Origin of the sequence: Viridibacillus soli (genome assembly GCF_016612995.1) — a bacterium.
Taxonomy (GTDB): Bacteria; Bacillota; Bacilli; order Bacillales_A; family Planococcaceae; genus Viridibacillus; species Viridibacillus soli.
In genome coordinates this window covers 1-19,951 of the sequence record NZ_JAEOAH010000001.1, presented here as the reverse complement: position 1 = coordinate 19,951, position 19,951 = coordinate 1, and the positions used below count along the sequence as shown (strand labels likewise).

Annotated in this window: 18 protein-coding genes and 1 pseudogene; 12 read left to right on the top strand and 7 right to left on the bottom strand. The window is 37.4% G+C overall.

Annotation, left to right across the window (positions count from 1 at the left end):
• Window positions 1-19 precede the first annotated feature (19 nt).
• From JFL43_RS00090 to JFL43_RS00060, 7 genes are all read left to right on the top strand, one after another.
• A complete protein-coding gene (locus JFL43_RS00090) occupies window positions 20-769 on the top strand; it encodes a TerC family protein (RefSeq protein ID WP_200747456.1) in 750 nt (249 codons plus the stop codon).
• A 98-nt stretch (window positions 770-867) separates the two neighbouring features.
• On the top strand, window positions 868-2,079 hold the full coding sequence (locus JFL43_RS00085; RefSeq protein WP_200747455.1) for an HpcH/HpaI aldolase/citrate lyase family protein: 1,212 nt from the start codon (window positions 868-870) through the stop codon (window positions 2,077-2,079).
• Window positions 2,036-3,406, top strand: a complete 1,371-nt coding sequence (locus tag JFL43_RS00080) for a phosphoribosyltransferase family protein (RefSeq protein WP_200747454.1) — start codon at window positions 2,036-2,038, stop codon at window positions 3,404-3,406. Before JFL43_RS00085 ends, JFL43_RS00080 begins: the two co-directional genes overlap by 44 nt.
• On the top strand, window positions 3,399-4,508 hold the full coding sequence (locus JFL43_RS00075) for a cysteine protease StiP family protein (protein ID WP_200747453.1): 1,110 nt from the start codon (window positions 3,399-3,401) through the stop codon (window positions 4,506-4,508). The genes JFL43_RS00080 and JFL43_RS00075 overlap by 8 nt, the downstream gene beginning before the upstream one ends.
• Before the next feature lie 13 nt (window positions 4,509-4,521).
• Entirely contained in the window at window positions 4,522-5,331 is an 810-nt protein-coding gene (locus JFL43_RS00070) for a hypothetical protein (protein ID WP_200747452.1), read from the top strand.
• A 58-nt stretch (window positions 5,332-5,389) separates the two neighbouring features.
• Window positions 5,390-7,012, top strand: coding sequence for a YceG family protein (locus JFL43_RS00065; RefSeq protein ID WP_200747451.1), 1,623 nt, complete (start codon window positions 5,390-5,392; stop codon window positions 7,010-7,012).
• 23 nt (window positions 7,013-7,035) lie between these two features.
• Window positions 7,036-8,115, top strand: a complete 1,080-nt coding sequence (locus JFL43_RS00060; RefSeq protein ID WP_200747450.1) for a toxic anion resistance protein — start codon at window positions 7,036-7,038, stop codon at window positions 8,113-8,115.
• 41 nt (window positions 8,116-8,156) lie between these two features.
• Here the strand turns inward: JFL43_RS00060 and JFL43_RS00055 are convergent.
• The 3 genes and pseudogenes from JFL43_RS00055 to JFL43_RS00050 all read right to left on the bottom strand — a co-directional run.
• Window positions 8,157-8,783 (bottom strand): annotated as a pseudogene (locus tag JFL43_RS00055) (TerD family protein); the annotation flags it as partial.
• Window positions 8,784-9,036: 253 nt separating this feature from the next.
• Window positions 9,037-9,168 (bottom strand): hypothetical protein, encoded by a 132-nt coding sequence (locus JFL43_RS22925; protein WP_267907738.1) that lies wholly within the window; start codon window positions 9,166-9,168, stop codon window positions 9,037-9,039.
• Between the two features lie 72 nt (window positions 9,169-9,240).
• A complete protein-coding gene (locus JFL43_RS00050) occupies window positions 9,241-10,458 on the bottom strand; it encodes an FtsW/RodA/SpoVE family cell cycle protein (protein WP_200747448.1) in 1,218 nt (405 codons plus the stop codon).
• A gap of 407 nt (window positions 10,459-10,865) precedes the next feature.
• Between JFL43_RS00050 and JFL43_RS00045 the strand changes: the two genes are divergently transcribed.
• Complete coding sequence (locus JFL43_RS00045) at window positions 10,866-11,345, top strand: hypothetical protein (RefSeq protein ID WP_100794248.1); 480 nt, start codon at window positions 10,866-10,868, stop codon at window positions 11,343-11,345.
• 235 nt (window positions 11,346-11,580) lie between these two features.
• Here JFL43_RS00045 and JFL43_RS00040 read toward each other — a convergent pair whose 3' ends face one another.
• The 4 genes from JFL43_RS00040 to JFL43_RS00025 form a co-directional block, all read right to left on the bottom strand.
• Entirely contained in the window at window positions 11,581-12,153 is a 573-nt protein-coding gene (locus tag JFL43_RS00040) for a 5' nucleotidase, NT5C type (protein WP_200747447.1), read from the bottom strand.
• 23 nt (window positions 12,154-12,176) lie between these two features.
• Window positions 12,177-13,292: a flavodoxin-dependent (E)-4-hydroxy-3-methylbut-2-enyl-diphosphate synthase gene (gene ispG / locus JFL43_RS00035; RefSeq protein WP_234447518.1), complete on the bottom strand. Its 1,116-nt coding sequence runs from the start codon at window positions 13,290-13,292 to the stop codon at window positions 12,177-12,179.
• 97 nt (window positions 13,293-13,389) lie between these two features.
• Entirely contained in the window at window positions 13,390-13,731 is a 342-nt protein-coding gene (locus JFL43_RS00030; RefSeq protein ID WP_234447517.1) for a hypothetical protein, read from the bottom strand.
• A gap of 60 nt (window positions 13,732-13,791) precedes the next feature.
• A complete protein-coding gene (locus tag JFL43_RS00025; RefSeq protein ID WP_234447516.1) occupies window positions 13,792-14,307 on the bottom strand; it encodes a DUF1189 family protein in 516 nt (171 codons plus the stop codon).
• Between the two features lie 196 nt (window positions 14,308-14,503).
• On the opposite strand from JFL43_RS00025, the gene JFL43_RS00020 reads away from it, so the two are divergent.
• From JFL43_RS00020 to JFL43_RS00005, 4 genes are all read left to right on the top strand, one after another.
• Window positions 14,504-16,132, top strand: coding sequence for a Na/Pi cotransporter family protein (locus tag JFL43_RS00020; protein ID WP_325166609.1), 1,629 nt, complete (start codon window positions 14,504-14,506; stop codon window positions 16,130-16,132).
• An 11-nt stretch (window positions 16,133-16,143) separates the two neighbouring features.
• Window positions 16,144-16,623 (top strand): DUF456 domain-containing protein, encoded by a 480-nt coding sequence (locus JFL43_RS00015; protein WP_100794244.1) that lies wholly within the window; start codon window positions 16,144-16,146, stop codon window positions 16,621-16,623.
• Between the two features lie 139 nt (window positions 16,624-16,762).
• On the top strand, window positions 16,763-17,371 hold the full coding sequence (locus tag JFL43_RS00010; RefSeq protein ID WP_234447515.1) for a superoxide dismutase: 609 nt from the start codon (window positions 16,763-16,765) through the stop codon (window positions 17,369-17,371).
• A 233-nt stretch (window positions 17,372-17,604) separates the two neighbouring features.
• Window positions 17,605-19,812 carry a peptidoglycan D,D-transpeptidase FtsI family protein gene (locus JFL43_RS00005; protein ID WP_200747446.1) on the top strand — a complete coding sequence of 736 codons (2,208 nt, stop codon included), beginning with the start codon at window positions 17,605-17,607 and terminating at the stop codon, window positions 19,810-19,812.
• Window positions 19,813-19,951: the final 139 nt, after the last annotated feature.

The window sequence follows — 19,951 nt, the reverse complement described above, 5'->3', positions numbered from 1 at the left end:
TAATAACGGAGGAAGTAAATTGGAAATATTAAATGGGATATTAGATACATACGCCCAATTTTTTAATTGGGAAATGTGGGGACAAGTATTAACTGATCCCGTTTCTTGGGGCTTAATTGGCTCTCTTGTTGTGATGGAAGGACTTTTGTCGGCGGATAACGCTCTTGTATTAGCCGTTTTAGTAAAACACTTACCTCCTGAAAAAAGAAAAAAAGCACTACTTTACGGCATGTTTGGCGCTTACTTTTTCCGATTCATATTTATTGGAATAGGTGTCTACCTTGTAAAATTCTCTCTTGTTAAAATTCTAGGTGCTGCATATTTAGGGTGGATTGTATTCTCTCACTTTAGAAATAAAGGCGGAGATGATGATGCCCAAGAGTTCAAAAAAGGTGGTTGGACTGTACGCGTCTTTGGTTTATTCTGGGCGACTGTTATTTCAGTTGAATTAATGGATATCGCTTTCTCAGTTGACTCCATTTTAGCTGCTTTTGCAATCTCAGACCAAGTTTGGGTTCTACTATTAGGTGGTATTCTAGGAATTATTATGATGAGAACGATTGCGGGTATATTCCTTACATTAATCGAGAAAGTACCGGAGATGGAAACGACAGCCTTCGTCTTAATCGCTATTATTGCGCTTAAAATGTTCGCAGGTGTATTTGGATTCCATATGCAGCATACAACTTTCTTCCTCATTTTAATTTTGGCTTTCTTAGGTACATTCGTTGTACATTTCAGAAACAAGAAAAAGCTTGATAATATGTAATACTTGGAATGAAGGCGTTCTATTAGTCGTACGATATGAGACTCTTAGAACGCCTTTTTCTATTAATAATAACAATTTATAGCGTTGGAGAGAAGAAGATGAGACATTTTGAGTATATGCAAAACGATATTTTCTACAAAATACCAGAGCACTTTACAAAATGGGATGATCCTAAGGAACTGGCATATTCTTTAGGTGCGACGTTATATATGCCTGGTACTTTACCAAAATTAGATGAAGTGATTCAAAATCGGAAATATCCTGATTTGACCTCGCTTGTAATAGATTTAGAGGATGCTGTTGGAGACGATGATTTACTAGTCGCTGAGGATTTAGTCATTACCGCTATAGAAAAAATATTTGACAATTATCTATTGGATTCCTCGATATTAGAGAATATGCCTCTAGTGTTTATTCGTGTCAGAAATCCCGAACAACTACAACGGTTAATACAGAAGATAGGCGAAAAGCAAGTCGTATTGACAGGTTATGTATTCCCGAAATTTGGCGTTGAAGTTGGTGCAAAATATTTTGCCATGCTAGCTGAAACAGCGCAGCAATATACGTTGAAAATATATGGTATGCCAATATTAGAAACGCCGGATGTTATTTATAAAGAGCGACGACTAGAAAATTTGTTTGCGATTAAAGAGTTGTTAAATGAATACCGTAAGCATGTCTTAAATGTTCGCATTGGTGCAACAGACTTCTGTGGTATTTATGGTATAAGGCGCCGCGCAGATTCTACGATTTATGATATATCCATCATTCGTGATTGCATGACGGATATTATTAATGTTTTTAGACGTCAGCCAGATGCTTATGTGATTTCTGGGCCTGTGTGGGAATACTTTAGCAATCAGCGTGTGCTTAAACCAATGCTACGTCAAACACCGTTCTTAAATAAGGGTGCAATTGATCAACGTCAGGCAATTTTGGATGAATATATAGATGGGCTTGTGAAAGAGGTATTGTTAGATAAGCAAAATGGTATTTTAGGTAAAACAATTATTCACCCAACCCATATTCGTTTTGTGCATGGATTATATGCTGTGACGCATGAAGAGTATTGCGATGCGGTTAGTATTATGGAGCATAATAACGGTTCAAAAGGTGTTTTGAAAAGTCAGTATGAAAATAAGATGAATGAGATGAAGCCGCATAGCTTTTGGGCGGAGCAAATAATAATGCGAGCAAAATTTTACGGTGTATTAAATGAATCAGAGGATTTTACAACTCTGCTATTAAATTCGGATGGTGAGATGGATGCAGATAGATCAGTACAAACAACGATTACCGATTTTAGGTGATTATCAGATTACGGTAACTTTAGATCACAATCCTTTTGGTTTTGAGATTGAGGATTTATTTCAAATGGCTACGCGTATTAACAAAAAACGAGGCTTTCTTTTTGTCAGTAAAATGCTTGGAAAGCATTTAGCTGTTGAGCCGCAAATGCCGTTATTAGTTGGTACATTACTTAGTATGCGTTATATGGATTGTATATATGGAGAAAAGGCTATATTGCAGGAGCAAGTGGCCCGTGCTATGAATCGAGAAGTCGATTTACAAGAAACTGTACAGCTTGTTGCAAAACAGCCAGTCCAATTGCCAGATGAAACACTTTTTATTGGCTTTGCAGAAACGGCAACGGCGCTAGGGCATGCTGTATTCCGCTATTTTGATTCAAATGCGACGTATATTCATACGACACGCGAGTCTGTAAATGAGCTTCAGCCTATTATCTGTTTTGAAGAGGAGCATTCTCATGCCACGAGCCATCGTGTTTATTCTACGAATGCTGCCGTTTTTGAGCAGGCTAAACGTATCGTATTAGTTGATGATGAAATGACAACTGGAAATACTGTTATTAATATTATAGAAACGTTGAAAAATCGTTTCCCACATATTAAGCATTATACGGTTATGGCAATTTTAGATTGGCGTTCACAGGAGCAGCAAGCTATTTTCGCTCGTTTAGAGCAGGAATGGGGCATTACAATTCAGTTTTTATCGATCGTGCAAGGACGTTTTGAATTGCACAGTGTACCGTTATTAGATGAGCAGCAATTGGAAAATCCAGAGTACAAAAAGGCTGAAATTCAAGTGGTTGATGTGGAGATAGATGCATACCATCCATATACGTCTACAGATGAACGGAACAAGGTCAATGAAGCCTATTATCTACAAGGAACAGGCCGTTTTAGCTTAAAAGCAGAGTTGCATCATGATATAGATGCAACTCTACAACAAATTGCTAAGAAGTTAGGTGGGTTGCGTACAACTGGCTCAGCGCTCGTCGTTGGTACAGGAGAATTTATGTATATGCCGATGCGTATCGCGTCATTTATGGGGCCGAATGTGTATTTCCAATCATCTACAAGGAGTCCGATTTATCCTTCTTTAGAGGAAGGCTATACGATTTCACAGAAATGGGCTTTCGATTGTCCTGAGAATAACGGAGTAGTGAACTTCTTATATAATTTAGAAACATATCCATACACGGAACTTTTCCTTGTTTTAGAACGTATTGCAAATAAGCAGGCCTTAGATGAAGTGATACAGCAACTTGAGAAGCTCAATATCGAGCATATTTATATCGTAGTGATGAATAAGGAGAGAAATCAAAATGATTGAATTAATAAATAAACCAGATATGATGGGGAGTTATAAGGCAGATGACGCTGTTTTCTTGCTGCGTGACTTAAGTACATTATCATTAGAAATAAGCAATGAAGAGCGTGAACGTCTTATTCAATCAGGGACGCATTATTCTGAAATGCTACCGATTGAATATCAGCCGTCTGAGGAGTATTTAGCTTTATTCCACCGGACACTTGCTGATTATGCTAAACGTATCGCAATTGCTGTTGGCGTTGTGGCAGAGCAAATAAAACTACGTAAAGGTCTTGAAAATTTGGTGTTAGTTAGTTTAGCGCGAGCGGGAACACCAATTGGCGTGCTTATTAAGCGCTATTTCAAAGAGCGTTACAATGTCGATGTTCCACATTATTCCATATCTATTATACGTGGTAGAGGTCTTGATGAGACAGCTATTCGTTATATTTTCGAACAGCATCCAACAGCGGCTATTCAGTTTATCGACGGCTGGACAGGGAAAGGTGCGATTACGAAAGAGCTAGACAAGTCTTGTGCGCATTTTAATGCACAAAATAAGTCACAAATTGAAAGTGAATTGGCTGTTTTGGCAGACCCAGGTCACTGTGTTTCGCTTTACGGTACGCGCGAGGATTTCCTTATTCCATCAGCTTGTTTAAATTCAACGGTATCAGGGTTAGTTAGCCGTACAGTTTTGAATTATAGCTTTATGGAGAAGGGTGATTTCCATGGGGCAAAGTATTATAAAGAGCTACAAAGTTCCGATGTGTCGAATTTATATATTGAAGCGGTTTCTGATCATTTCGAACTTGTGACTGAAGAGGTTCAAGAAATTCTCACCAAGCGTCTTTTAGAAAATACAACACCGACATGGCAGGGAATGAAAGCAGTACAGGCCATTCAAGAAGAAATGCATATTACAGATGTTAATCTTGTGAAGCCAGGCGTAGGGGAGACAACGCGCGTCTTACTGCGAAGAATACCATGGAAAATATTAATCAATCCTGCATGTATAGAGGATTTAGAACATGTATTGTTATTAGCGAAAGATAAAAATATCCCTATAGAAGAGTACTCTAATATGTCCTATTCTTGTTGTGGACTAATAAAAAACGTATAGAGGAGCTAAAATTGTGATACTTTTTACATCTGATTTAGACAGAACGTTAATCTATTCTAGTCGAATGATGACACTCTATCCACCAGCTTCAGCGAAAACTGTAGTGGAGCGTAAAGGTGATGAAATTATTAGCTGGATGACGGATGACACGATTGATTTGTTAAAGGAAGTGCGAGAGAAAACGATTTTCGTTCCTGTTACGACACGTGCTTTATATCAATATAAACGTATTCATCTTATGCAGGAGTTAAATCCAGCAGTTGCGATTACGAGTAATGGTGGTACTGTTTTAGAAAATGGTAAGCCAGATGATGTATGGGCAAAGCAATTGCGTAAAACGATTGAAGATACCTCAATTCCTGATGAAGAGATGCTACAAGTATTTAAAAATATGAAGCATGACGATTGGATTGAGCGTTCTTTTTATTTTGACGATTTATTTTATTTATATCACGTTAATTTAGAGCGCGTGCGAGCAGATGAATTGCAACAGTTAAAAGAGGAATTCCATAATCTTGGCTGGCATGTTTTATTGCAAAATAAAAAGCTATATTTTATTCCAAATGTGTTAACGAAGGAAGCGGCTATTTCGTATATCAAAAATAAATATAGCTATGATTACCATTTTGCAGCCGGTGATTCAATAATGGATTACAATATGTTGGCTATTTCGGATCGTGGTTATACGCCGTTGCACGGGGATTTAAAGGATGAACAGCCACAAAAATTGAAACAAACAGTCTATTCGAAAGAAAATGGATCTGCCTTCACAAAAGAGCTACTACAAGATGTTCTAGTACGCGCAAATCATGTTACACTATAGGGGACAAAGTATAAAAAAATTTAGTTCAAACACACTCTGTTAGAAAGGAGGAGTTTGTATGAGGAATATGCAAATAGAGCCTATTTTACATAAGGATACAGCGGATTGGCAGGAGTTGTTTTTTTCGTCTAGCAAAGTTAGGGCGCTTTATGAAAGTGACGATACTGTATACCGCTTTAGCCGTATTGCCCTCCGAGTACTCGGTGTTCCAGTAGAAGAAGACAGTTACTTTAATACGTTATTTGATATGGGCAAAAACGAGGCAGTACATGTGTTAAGTGAAGAATTAGACAAATATATCGACCCAAAGGATTTTCAAGCTGTGCAAGATATATTGAAAGTACATCTTGAAACACCTAAAGGCTTGTCCATTAATCGATTAGTGGCAATGATGTATGGTTATCAGTTAATACCACAAAATCCTAATGCTTTTATCAATAAGCATTTGCAGCTGTCTACAATAAAAATTATTGAACTATTTCAACAGCAGCAAGCAGCAGGATTATTGTCGAATGAGTTTAGACGTTTCCTGATTGATATTGTGAAATGGCTGAAGAATCACTGGGCAAAATGGTCAGCAGAGCTAACGATTGGAGACGATTTTCCGAAAGTTGTATGGTACGGGGAGGCAACGATTAGTCAACGATATTTTTTATTATTATTAATGGAGCTAGGTTGTGATGTGCTTCTCTTTTCACCAACTGGGGAGGATGCGCTAAGCGCACTCGATCCTTTAGGGCAGTTTTCTGTTGTATATAGCTATAAGACGACAACAACATTACAGCCGTTTCCTGATAAATTACGCGAGCGTCAAGCGACTGTTGGTTATCGCTCAAGCAAGCATTTTGATAAATTAATGCATGATCAGCAATCCGGCGTGTATAAGCCTTGGCAATTTAAGGATCATTTACCTCGCTCCATTACATTACGTACAACATACGATGATATATTTATCTACGGTCACGAAAAAGCGATGGTACGTCCGGAGTTCAAAGTTATCGGAGAGCAAATCTATATCCCTGTTATATTTGCTAAAATAGCTGGTGTATCGGCCGACCGCGAAGAATATTGGGCGAATATGCACAAGCTTTTAGAAGGTTCAAATGTACAGTTTGTGAAGGCTTTTCCTTATATGAAAAGCAGTAAGGCCAATTTCCAGTTCCATTATAATCACTGTTTAGAAAAGAATGAACTGTCACCTGCTAAAATGATGGCAAGTGATTGGTGGCAATATGGACAGCTACAAGAATCGTTGCAGCAAGCGATTGCGCACACGATTAAGGATTGCTGCGAGCATCCGGGATTACTTCCGTTAAATCATGAAAAACCGTTAGATTTACAGTTATTCATGTTCAAACAGGCGGCATTGATTCCAGTAGAGATCCTTCGTTTGCTTCAGAACTTTGATTTTTCGCAGGAAATTCCTCGATTAGTGCTGTACCATTCTCAAATGGACGGAGAACTTACGCGTGAGGATGCCGCATTGCTTACCTTCTTAAACCGCTTAGGTGTAGATATTATTGTCTACAATCCAACTGGGAAATTAGATTTAGAAATGTATATTGAAAAGGATAATTTCGATGTGCATTTACTTGAGCATATGGTCTTTGATTTACCATATGAAGAGCCTCAAACAAAGCCAAATTCAATCATAAAAAAATTCATTCATAAGTTTTTGTAGCTTATGACTAAGGAGTTCTTACGATGTCAGATCTTGTTGCAATAGGAAAAGATGGATTAAACGAACAAACCGCAAATGAAATGAAGCTACAGTTACGTCAAGAGCCAGATGTTCAAAAAATTGCGAAGACAATTGATATTAGAAACCAAGTAGACTTGTTATCCCTTGGTAAGGAGCCTGCAATTAAATTATCTCGCTTCTCTGATCGTATTTTAGATACGATGACGGTTTCTAAACTAGATCAATCAAGTGAGTTATTAACACAATTAGAAAAATTAATGAATAAATTCGATAAAAACGAACTTATGAAAGAACCAGGAATGTTCGATAAAATCTTCAAGCGTGCGAAGCAAAAAGTGGAAGCACTTTTTAACAAATATAATACGCTTGGAAAAGAAATCGAGAAAATCCATGCTCAATTTATGGTGATTGAAGATGAATTAAAAAGCAATAACCGCGATTTAGAAGGGCTTTATCAAGAGGACATTGAATATTATTTTGAGCTTGAGAAGTATATTGTAGCAGCAGAGATGAAGCTAGAAGAGGTGAAACTAACATTAGTCCCTGAATGTGAGGCACGTGTTAGTGGCGGTAATCAGATGGCACGCATCGAGCTAGAAAACCTTCGTACAGTGCAAGAACTATTAGAACGCAAAGTAGATGACCTAGAAAAAGCTCGTATGGTAGCAGTTATTGCAGCACCACAAATTAAAACGATGCAACGTGGAAATAACGATCTAGTCGCTAAGATTAATAGCGCATTTGTTACTACAATACCCGTCTTTAAAATGGGGATTATTAATGCTGTAAATGCACGTCGTCAAAAGCTACATGCAGATTCTTTAAATGCCTTTGAAGACCGTGCTAACAAAATGCTACAAGATGTTACAAGCGATATTATGCAACAAAGTGTGGAAATTGCTAAAAGTGCTGGTAGCTCAAGCATCAAGATGGAGACAATTGAAAATATGTGGGACACAATTGTGACAGGTATTGATGAGTACAAACATGTAAAAGAAGAGCAGGCAATCCAGCGAGTAGAAGATAAAAAACGCTTGGAAGCCATTCGTGAGGATGCAAAACGCGTACTATCTGGTAACTAATAAAAAAAATCTCAGCCGATTATTACAGGCTGAGATTTTTTTTATTTACTTCCAGAAACCCAGTTCATACCCCAGTTATAAGCTCTGTCCATGTCTTTATGACCACTGAAATATTCCACTAAGCGCTCTACTTTAAATGTATCATTATTGACGTTTTCAATCATTGCGATAGCACACATATTCTTGCCGTTACGGTGTTCATCTAGGCGTACTTCAATATCGGGCCCGGCATTGTATTTAAGCGTTACAACGCCATCAGCCTCAGCCCAATTCGCTACCCCTTCATAGATGAAGCTATAAATAAGTATACGCTTAATATCTTTTACTTTTGCGCCATTAATGCGTAGGTTTTCTCCGCCAGTAGCGCTACCTGTACGGTCATCTCCATCTAGCTCTATGAAAGGGGAACGAGTAAAGGAACCAAACGCATTTCCTAACGCTTGTACACAACTACGATCGCCATTTTTCATCTCGAATAAGCAGCCGAGGTCTAGATCTATACCTTTAGGTTGTGATCCGAAGATGGAAGAAAGCAATCCACCGCCACTCTTACCTGCTTTTTGGTTCCAGTTTAGGTTTACTAGTATTTCCCCAATTTGTTGCTGATTATCTTTTGAAAGATTTATAGATTGTCCTTTTTTCTTTAGCTCAATCTTATTTAAATTGACCACTGTATCATCTCCTTCATTGATATATGACTTACTTCCAATTATACATATATTCGGTAGTAAGTCATCATGATATTATTAAAGTATAAAACTTGCATTTAGTTCACGATAATTTAAGAACTAAACGGAAGCCTTTTGTCATTAAATCATTCATATTATGTTCGAATGTCTCAATCGTGTCGGAGCAATCGATATAGTTAAAGTTAAGACCTTGCAACTTGGCCTTTTGAATATTGGTAGAAAGAATACATACTTATTGCGGAATATCATCAGCCAATAATTCACCACAAATATCTATTTGTATGCGCTCAGTCGGTAGTATTGTAAATAATTCACGAGCCACACGGAGGGCGTATTTACAAACAAAATCTTGGTAAAGTTGCACTTCTTTTTCTACTAGAAAATTATTATATATGCTAAGCGTCCTAAAAGTGTTAGAAAGAAGAAGGTTAAAATACTAAATAGAATGAGCATTCTTTTCTCGAGTAAATTCATCACCGAAACGTACTTCCTTTTCATCTGTGTTTTGGAACATATAGCTACTATACGAAAGTTTAATAGCATGGATCAGGCCAATAAGCATCAAATTTGATAATAGAGAACTACCACCATAACTAAGGAATGGCAAGGTCACTCCGGTAACAGGTAACAAACCAATCGTCATACCAATGTTTTGGAAAATTTGGAACGCTAATAATCCAATAATGCCTGCCGCTATTAGGAAAGTAAATTGCTTTTTAGCATGTAGTGCATGGAAAACCATACGATGTAATAATAAGAAAAATAACACAATGACGACAGCACCACCGATAAACCCTGTTTCCTCAGCAATTGTAGAAAATATGAAATCCGTATGTTTTTCAGGTACATATACATTATTTCGTAAATAGCCTTTACCGCCAAGTAAGCCAGTGCCAATAGCTAAAAGTCCTTGCTTTGTCTGGAAGGCTGAATCACTAAATTCAAAAGGGTGAAGCCAGCCGTTGATACGAGATACTTGGTGCGGGGACAAACCTCCTAAAATCTTCTCGGTGAAAAAGCTATTGAACCGAAAATAAATAATGACAATTGTACTTAGTATAACTGTTGGAATAAGCGTAATAATTGCTAGTAGCTGCTTTTTTACACCAGAAAAATAAATCATCGGTATAAGCATGGCCGTGTAAAGCATCAACATACCTGTATCAGGCTGCTTGTACACGATGAGCATCGGTGGAATGACGACAATAGCAATTTTCGTTAAGAGCCATAAATCTGTTATGTATGTTTGAACTTGCCCTTTAGTATTATGACTTTCAATGAGCTTAGCAACGACAAGTAAATACGCGAACTTCAAAAACTCTGAAGGCTGAAAGGTTCCGATTAATTTTATTTGATACCAAGATTTTGCATGATTGATGGGTCTTGCAATACTTTCAGGCGCAAAAATAAGGACGATTAATAAGAGTACGATTACTGCATAAAAGGGCCATGATATTTTCTTTAATTGTTTTAAATCTAATCGCGCAACAGCGTACATGAGGACGAAGCCAATACAATAAAAAATAATTTGCTTTACTACAAAGGCACCACTGTATTGCCCGAAATTAGTACTACTTGAGTGTATAAATAAGCAGCTAATTAATGCGAACAAAATGAGATATGTATTAATTTGCCGATCCATTTGAATTTTCATTTGTACTTCCCCTATTCCGTTCGATATACAAATAGTAACGACTATTAAAGAAGAAGGTTCCAAAACTTTCTATTTATGTATATATGAACAGAGGTGAAAAACAATAGTTAGTTTCAAAAAAAGTATCTACAAATAAACTAGCATTAGCGAATGTGACTTCTAAACGATAAGATTAATCGGCAGCTAAAAAAGTCATCAGTTAAATTTCAAAATCGAATCCAAAGAGCAAAGTATATAAATGAATGTATTGTACGCTCGTGCCGCATGGAAAGACGATAAAACAGATTATATAATGTTTGCCAATCCTGTTACAATTTAAGAGAGTTTATGACACCTTACTTTTCCCGTAGTATAATGATGGGAAAAGTAAGCTGTTGCTTTTTGGCAACTCAAAGGGGAGAAACTACTTGAAAGCATGGAAAATGCTATTATTCATAGTGTTGACGCTAGTGGTTGTCAGTGCTTGTGGAAAAGATGATAAAACTGTTAAAACGAAAGAAATAAAAATACCAGATACCGAAGAATATAAGTCATTATATGCTCAAGGCGTTAATGAGGAGGGTGTCGGTACAAATGACACTAGAAAGACGATTTCAGATCAGAAAATAATCCAAACATTTATTGAAAAAGTAAATCTAATGGAAGTGATTAAACCGAAGTTAGAAGAAGATACTGCAAATGTGAAAGAACTGCATAATCAGGGGAATTATATTATTGCCCTATCGAAATCCGAAGATGTGAACGGAAAAACGTACAAATTGTATTTCTTAAAAGATGGTACGGTGTTCTTTCAAGATCCAGTGAAAAAAGAAATGACCTTTATGTCAGCACAGAAAGACACAGCTCTCTATGAGGAAGTGAAAGGGCTATTAGATATTCAATTTTAATAGTATGAAACAAAAAAGCTATTACGCAAATTTTGCGTAATAGCTTTTGTATTGTTTAGTAAATTATAACAAGTTGAATTGTGGATAACATTATTACAAGGTGTCGGCTGCATCCAGCTCCGAGCACCACACCTTCGAGGTCACTTCGAACCCTCATGCGAAGTCAAAGAGCGACTTCACGTCGGGCCCTCCAGTGCTTGTCGTGTGTAAACGGGTGCTCTACGCTTTTGTTCTTTTAAATTCCGAATTCCTTTTTGATCCAGTGATTGGCTTCTTGCCAGTTGTTTACACGAATCACGCCATTTGGAATAGGTTCGCGATTATAAGGTGCATCAAATAATAGCACAGGGATGTCTAATTCTTCATAAAGTTGCACGGCATTTGCATGCTTGTCTTCGAAAAAGGCATGGACATCGTATTCACGAGCTTTAATCGCTTTATTGACTGGCCCTACAATGTCAATTTTGTCATATGGTACATTAAATTGTTTAAACCATTCATATGTGACATTTGTAGAATTGTCCTCACGAGCCGTAATGTAATAAAGCTCTACATCTTTTTGCCATGCAGTTAAAATGGCTTGTGCGTCTTGTTGGATCGGTGAAGACATATAAATTTCAGGCTCATTTTCTCTAAACCATTTGAAAAAATCTTCCTTCTCGACAGGGAACGCAGCAGTTAGGTCATATTGTGTAATATCTGTTAGTGCTAAATTGACGTTAAACGCTTTGTTAATATGAGGCAGAAGCGATTCTGGAGTTGTTACGGTACCGTCAATATCGATGCCAAAACGGTAGTTTTTTTTCATTTCATTGCCCCCTATATGCTTTGCTATGCTTGTGCGTTTTCAGCTTTTTCAGCGTCTCGTTTTTTATAATATTCTTCAGCTAGTTTATCAATTTCGATTTTCAGCTCTTCAACCATCGTTGCTTCAGGTACTTTACGAACGGTTTTACCTTTCATAAATAGTAAACCTTCTCCACGAGCACCAGCGATACCGATATCGGCTTCACGTGCTTCACCAGGGCCATTTACAGCGCATCCTAGTACAGAAACTTTAAGTGGTGCTTTAATCGTTTGTAAATATTCTTCTACTTCATTCGCAATTGAAATTAAGTCAATTTCAATACGGCCACAAGTCGGGCATGAAATAAGTGTCGGAATATCGGAAGCTAAGCCGAATGTTTTTAATAGCTCACGAGCTACTTTTATTTCTTCAACAGGATCGGCACTTAATGATATACGCATCGTATTCCCAATACCTTTACTTAAAATGGCACCAAGGCCAGCTGCAGATTTAATCGTACCTGAGAATAATGTACCTGATTCTGTAATACCTAGATGAAGCGGGTAGTCAAATGCACGAGAGGCTTTATCGTACGCTTCAATTGCTAAGTTTACATCAGAAGCTTTCATAGACACGATAATATCATGGAAATCCAAGTCTTCTAAGATTTTAATATGGTGTAAGGCACTCTCAACCATACCATCTGCAGTAGGGTAGCCATATTTTTCAAGGATTTTACGTTCTAATGAACCAGCGTTTACACCAATACGAATTGGTACACCTTTTGCTTTTGCTGCATTTACAACAGCTTCTACTTTTTCTTTACGACCGATGTTACCAGGATTAATACGAATTTTGTCAACACCTGCATCGATTGCTTTTAAAGCTAATTTGTAGTCAAAGTGAATATCCGCTACTAGAGGGATATGAATACGTTTTTTAATTTCAGCTAACGCATCAGCCGCTCTTTCATCTGGACAAGCGACACGAACGATTTGACAGCCAGCTTCTTCTAAACGAAGAATCTCAGCTACAGTTGCTTCTACGTCATGTGTTTTAGTTGTCGTCATACTTTGTATGATTACTTCATTGCTTCCGCCAATAGTTAAGTCACCTACGCGAACTTTACGCGTGTTAGTACGGTGAACGATTTCATTCATGAAAACTCTCTCCTTCATAGGCTCAAAAATAAAGCCTTCACTGTACACTATTTTAGCAGTGTTCGAAAGTAAATGACAAGGAAGAAACATTAATTGATTATTCTGTACATGAATGAGCGTTTTTTGTACGGAATGGCAGTTGAATTGTTTCACCTGGTTTAAAGGATTGCTTCAATAAATGTGGATTCAATTCATAAAAAAGCTCCAAGCGTTCCGCAAAGGTCATCTTCTCTTCAGAAGGGTAGACTGCGAACAGTGACTGGAGGGTATCTCCTGGAATTGTGCGTACGACGATAGTTTGAATATCTGGTACTTCAACACAGGTCTCCTCAATAGGTTCTTTATAAAAAGCTGCTAGCGGGATTGTACCCTCTAGTAGATCGACTTTTAACATATAAGCAATAATAAGAATGACGACTGCAGAAAAGAATATACGCAAAAAAATCTCCCCCTTCGTTCAATATATGAACAAGAGAGAGATTCATTCGTAGCATTTCTACTATTTTTTTATTTTCGGATATTTCGTTACAGCAACAGCGATATAAGCAATCGTAATGGCTATAGAAATCACTGTCACAATCGAGCCATTGAGTGAGGTGAAAGATAGCGAATTTGATAAGATAGTAGCGAGTGTTATAGCTAGGGCAGTAGTACGCCAAATATGGCGGTATTCACCGCGGTGACCCATCATTTTCAGTAAAATGACGCCTACAAAGCCATATATACTTATTCGTAGAAATGTTAAAAATGATGTAATGATAAATAAAAAAACGAAGGCAAAGGGATAAAGTAGCCATTTAATATCATCTAAGTATTCCGATAGTCCTTCTAGCTGCATCGATTCTCCACCAGAGCCCATACCAGTAAGGAATTTGCTAAACGAGATCACGGTGATGAAGGTGATTAGTAAAAAGACGTATTGAATCACTTTGCCTATTGGAAGCAATCGATAAGCAGCGAGTTTTTTTGGATGAAGTATACTGTCTACTAATAATTGATAATGTTTAATTTTCATGTTTAGTCATTCTCCTTCCTTGTTATTTTACCATGAGTCGATTGCACTTAGTAATTGTCTTCATTGTGAACAAATCTCTTATAATAGGTATGAGAATATTAAGCGATTGTAAATTTTTACGATACTACTTTACATATTGTTTACGTTTTCTTCATAATGAAGCAGACTGAATAGAATTGCAGGGAGTTGACAGCAGGTGAGTCTAAATTGGCAAGATATGCTATTCCAGTTCTTAGGAGGTTTAGGGCTATTTTTGTTTTCTATTAAATATATGGGGGACGGTCTACAAAAGTCAGCAGGAAACCGTCTCCGTGATATGTTAGATCGTTATACGACTAATCCAGTTATGGGCGTATTAGTCGGTATTTTAGTAACGGTGCTCATGCAATCGAGCTCCGGTACGACGGTTATTACAGTAGGGCTTGTAAGCGCAGGTTTCATGACACTTCGTCAAGCGATTGGCGTTATTATGGGTGCTAATGTTGGGACGACGATTACAGCATTTATTATTGGCTTTGATATCGGTCAATTTGCGTATCCACTTTTAGCAATCGGTGCAGTGTTGCTATTTTTCTTTAAGAAAAATACGGTTCAAAATATTGGACAAATCATTTTTGGGCTCGGTGGATTATTTGTAGGGTTGGAACTAATGAGTAGTGGTATGAAGCCACTGCAGGAGCTATCTTCATTTATGAATATGGCGTTACATATTAGCGAACACTCTATACTCGGTGTCATTTTCGGAACGATTGTGACATTAGTCGTTCAGAGTTCAAGTGCCACTGTTGGTATTTTACAAGGATTATATGGAGAAGGCTTAATGCCACTTCAAGGGGCGTTACCGATTTTGTTCGGTGATAATATCGGTACGACAATTACAGCTGTGTTAGCGTCCATTGGTGCTTCAGTAGCAGCTCGTCGTGCAGCGGCAACACATGTGTTATTCAATGTTGTTGGAACGTTTATTTTTCTGCTCATTTTACCTCAGTTCACACTATATATTGAATGGCTTGCGGGTGTTTTTGGGTTAGAGTCGAAAATGCAAATTGCTTTTGCACATGGTACGTTTAATGTAGTAAACACGATGATTCAATTACCGTTAATTGGTGTATGGGTATATATCGTGACGAAGGTTATTCCTGGTGAGGATTCTGGTATTGAATACAAACCAAGAAACTTAGATCCACATTTTATCGAAACATCACCGGCTATCGCTATTGGACAAGCGAAGGAAGAAATATTACGTATGGGTGAATATAGTGTTAGAGGGTTAGAGGAGACATTTGAATACTTGAAAACAGGTGATAAAAAATACGCCACAACCACTTTGCAGTATGAAGAGGCGATCAATAGTTTAGATAAGAAAATCACGGATTACTTAGTGAAGGTTTCTGTCCAACCATTGTCAGATACTGATTCAGCTAGGCATCATGTTTTACTTGAAAACGTCCGCGATATTGAGCGCATTGGAGATCATTTTGAAAATATCGTTGAGTTAATAGATTACAAAGCGATGAATGGTGTGCAGCTAAGTGAACTATCGATTACTGATTTATCGGAAATGTTTACATTAACGATTGAAACTGTTCAAAAGGCTATTTTAGCACTTGATACATCTGATCATGGATTGGCAATGGACGTGACGAAAAAAGAGGAGCTCATTGATCAAATGGAGCGTACTTTTAGAAAAAAACATATTCATCGGTTAAATCTTGGTGAATGTTCGGCGCATGCAGGTATCGTCTTTACAGATATCGTTAGTAATTTGGAACGTATAGGTGATCACGCTGTCAATATCGCCGATGCTATTTTAGAAAAACATTAAGGGGTGATTCAATGGGGATAATCGCGTGGATTTTAATTATTGCGAGTTTTATTATTGCGTTTGTCGGATTGGTTTATCCGATAATTCCGTCCGTTTTATTTATACTAGTAGGTTTTATTTTATACGGAGCTTTTTATAGCTTCGGAGATTTACCGTGGTGGTTCTGGCTTATCCAAATTCTATTTGTCGCTTTGTTATTCGGAGCAGACACATTAGCAAATGCTTTTGGGGTGAAAAAGTTCGGAGGTTCAGATGCAGGTATGTGGGGGAGTACGATTGGTTTATTAATTGGACCATTCGTTATTCCATTTGCGGGTATACTAATAGGACCATTCCTTGGAGCGGTTATTGCGGAGTTAATCGTTACGAGAAGCAGTATAAAACAAGCGGTTCTTACTGGTATTGGTTCACTTGTTGGTTTCTTAACGTCTATCGTTACAAAAGGGATTATTCAAATCATAATGATCGTACTATTTGTTATTGTGATATAAATTGTTTTGCAAGTTGGCAATCTTTCGGTCAAAAGGCTGAAATCGAATGTTTTAGTGAATAATGTTTGAACGAAAGCACTAATTTTGATAATCTAAGAGTGTAGTTAATACTTATTGATCCTGAGGAGGAAATTTAATCATGGCTTATGAATTACCAAAATTACCTTATGCATATGATGCACTAGAACCACATATCGACGCAACAACAATGGAAATTCACCATACTAAACATCACAATACTTATGTACTAGGCTTAAACGCTGCTCTAGAAGGCAAATCAGAATTCGCAGGAAAATCAGTTGAAGAAGTTATTGCTAACTTAGATGCTGTTCCTGAAGAAGTACGTACAGCTGCACGCAACCACGGTGGCGGTCACGCTAACCACTCATTATTCTGGGAATCTTTAGCTGCAAATGCAGGTGGAGCTCCAACTGGCGAATTAGCAGCTGCAATTGATGCTAAATTCGGTAGCTTTGATGCTTTCAAAGAACAATTCGATAATGCTGCAAAAACTCGCTTCGGTTCAGGTTGGGCTTGGTTATCAGTTGCTAACGGCGAATTAGAAATCTCTTCAACTCCAAACCAAGATTCACCAATCATGGAAGGTAAAAAGCCATTATTAGGTCTTGATGTTTGGGAACATGCTTACTACTTAAACTACCAAAACCGTCGTCCTGACTACATTGGTGCTTTCTGGAATGTAGTAAACTGGGATAAAATTACTGAACGTTTCGCAGCTGCAAAATAATCCATTTTAAATGAAACAAAGTACGTACCTTTGACGTCAACAAGGTGCGTGCTTTTTTTATGGTATAAGAATACATAAGATTGTGTTTGACCTTTCTTGAGCCATACATAGCACTCTATTTATTTATTGCAAAAAAGAAAGCAATTCGAGTATATTAGACCTCGCTACGGTGTGTTTTTGTGCTGAAAATGATATACTACTAATTGTGAATTAAGCGGAAGGGGGGGCATTGCATGCGTCAAAAAAATCCATCTAAAAAGAAACGTGCTGCTAGTGTCAAAGCAAAACAGCGTGCAAATCTTTCGTTTCGTATGAATATACTTTTCTTTTCAATTTTTTTATTGTTCTCTCTATTAATTTTGCGTCTAGGTTATATGCAAATCGTTAAAGGCGAAGATTATGTTAGAGAATTAGCGCGAACTGAAGAAGTAACGGTGAATTCTAGCGTTCCTCGTGGCCGTATATATGATAGACTTGGCCGGGTTTTAGTTGATAATGAACCAAAGAACGCGATTACTTATACGAAACTACAAACAACAACAACAAAAGAAATGTTGGAAGTTGCCAAAAAACTCGCGAAGTTAGTTAAAATGGAAACGAAACCAATTACGGACCGAGATAAAAGAGACTTTTGGATTACGCTAAATAAAGAAAAGGCTTACGCCAAAGTAAGTGAAAAAGAAAAACGGGAAATTTCGAGTAATTCAGAACTTAAAGCCAAAGAACAGCAAAAAGCGCTAGATCAATTAGTGCGTGATCGAATTACAAACAAAGAATTAAAAGAATTTACGAAAAAGGATTTACAAGTGTTAGCTATTTATCGATTAATGGCTGCAGGCTACTACTTATCTCCACAAATTATTAAAAGTGATAATGTGACAGATAAAGAGTTTGCTATTGTATCAGAGCATTTATCAGAGCTGCCTGGTGTGAATACTACAACAGATTGGGCTCGTGTGAAAAAGTCTGCATTAAGTATTTTAGGGTCAACTACAACACCTAGGGAAGGCATTCCAAAGGATATGGTTGAATATTATTTAGCGCGTGACTACTCTCGTAATGATCGGGTTGGTAAAAGTTATATTGAACAACAGTATGAAGAACTATTACAAGGTCAAAAGGCCGTTGTCAAAAATGCTACAAACGGTAAAGGACAAGTTGTTGATACAGTAACTTCGTCAGAAGGATCACCAGGGCAAGAATTAGTGCTTACGATTGATAGTGAATTACAAGAAAGCCTTGATAAAATTGTTGAAGAACAATTATTAAAAGCCAAGTCAGAAGGTGGCTCTTCATTACTTGATCGTGCTTTCCTAGTAATGATGAATCCAAACACGGGTGAAATCTTATCGATGGTTGGTAAGAAACTCGAGACAGATGATAATGGGAAAATGACTGTTAATGACTATGCAATTGGTTCATTTACATCTGCTTATGAAGCAGGATCTGTTATTAAACCAGCAACACTTTTAACTGGTTATTCGTTAAATGCCATTACAACAAATGAAATATTTATTGATGAACCAATCAAGATTCTGCATACTGCTCCTAAAAAGTCCATTTTCAATCAGAGTGGTCGAATTTCTATGGATGGCTTGACTGCCTTAGAGAGATCTTCCAACGTTTATATGTTTAAAACAGCTATGAAAATTGCAGGAGTAAACTATGTGCGAGAAGCAGGTTTACGAGTGACATTAGAGGACTTTACAAAAATTCGTAATTCATACGCACAATTTGGTTTAGGAGTAAAAACAGGTATAGATTTACCAGGTGAATTTGAAGGTTATAAAGGGAATGAAACGATTTCCGGTAAATTACTTGACTTAGTAATTGGTCAGTATGATACTTTTACACCTCTACAATTAGCACAATATATCTCAACCATCGCTAATGGTGGTAAACGAATTCAACCACATTTTGCGAAAGAGATTCGAGAGCCATCTGTTGATGGAAAAACATTAGGGCCAATCGTAAAAGAACTGGAACCTACAGTTTTAAATACGATTGACAATTCTAAAACAGAAATAGATTATGTTAAGAACGGAATGCACCGTGTATACTTTGGTAGTCAAGGTACAGGAGCTTCTTCCTTCCGGGATGCAAAGTTTGATGCGGCAGGTAAAACAGGTACAGCAGAGACTGTCTATTATGGACCAAAGAAAAGCGCTTACGGAACAGAAACATTAAGTATCACTCATGTTGGCTTTGCTCCTTACGATAATCCTGAAATTGCTTACGCAGTAGTTGTACCATGGGTTACAACAGGTACAAACTATACGGCTATCAACAACATTATTGCCCGCCAAGCTGTAGATAAGTACTTTGAAATCCAAAAGAAAAATACGAAAAAAGCGAAACAAAAAGTAGGCGAAAAAATTCAAAAGCCTATTACAAAAGAGCAAATCGATGAAGAAGATGCGCAGAAAATGGACGAACAATAATATGACTTTCTTCTATATAATATAGTCTAACGCCTCCCATTGTATAAATGACAATGGGAGGCGTTTTTGTTTATATTATTAATAAGGTTCTATAATATTGGTTGGGGTTTTCAAACAATTGAAGACAAAAAAATGCACG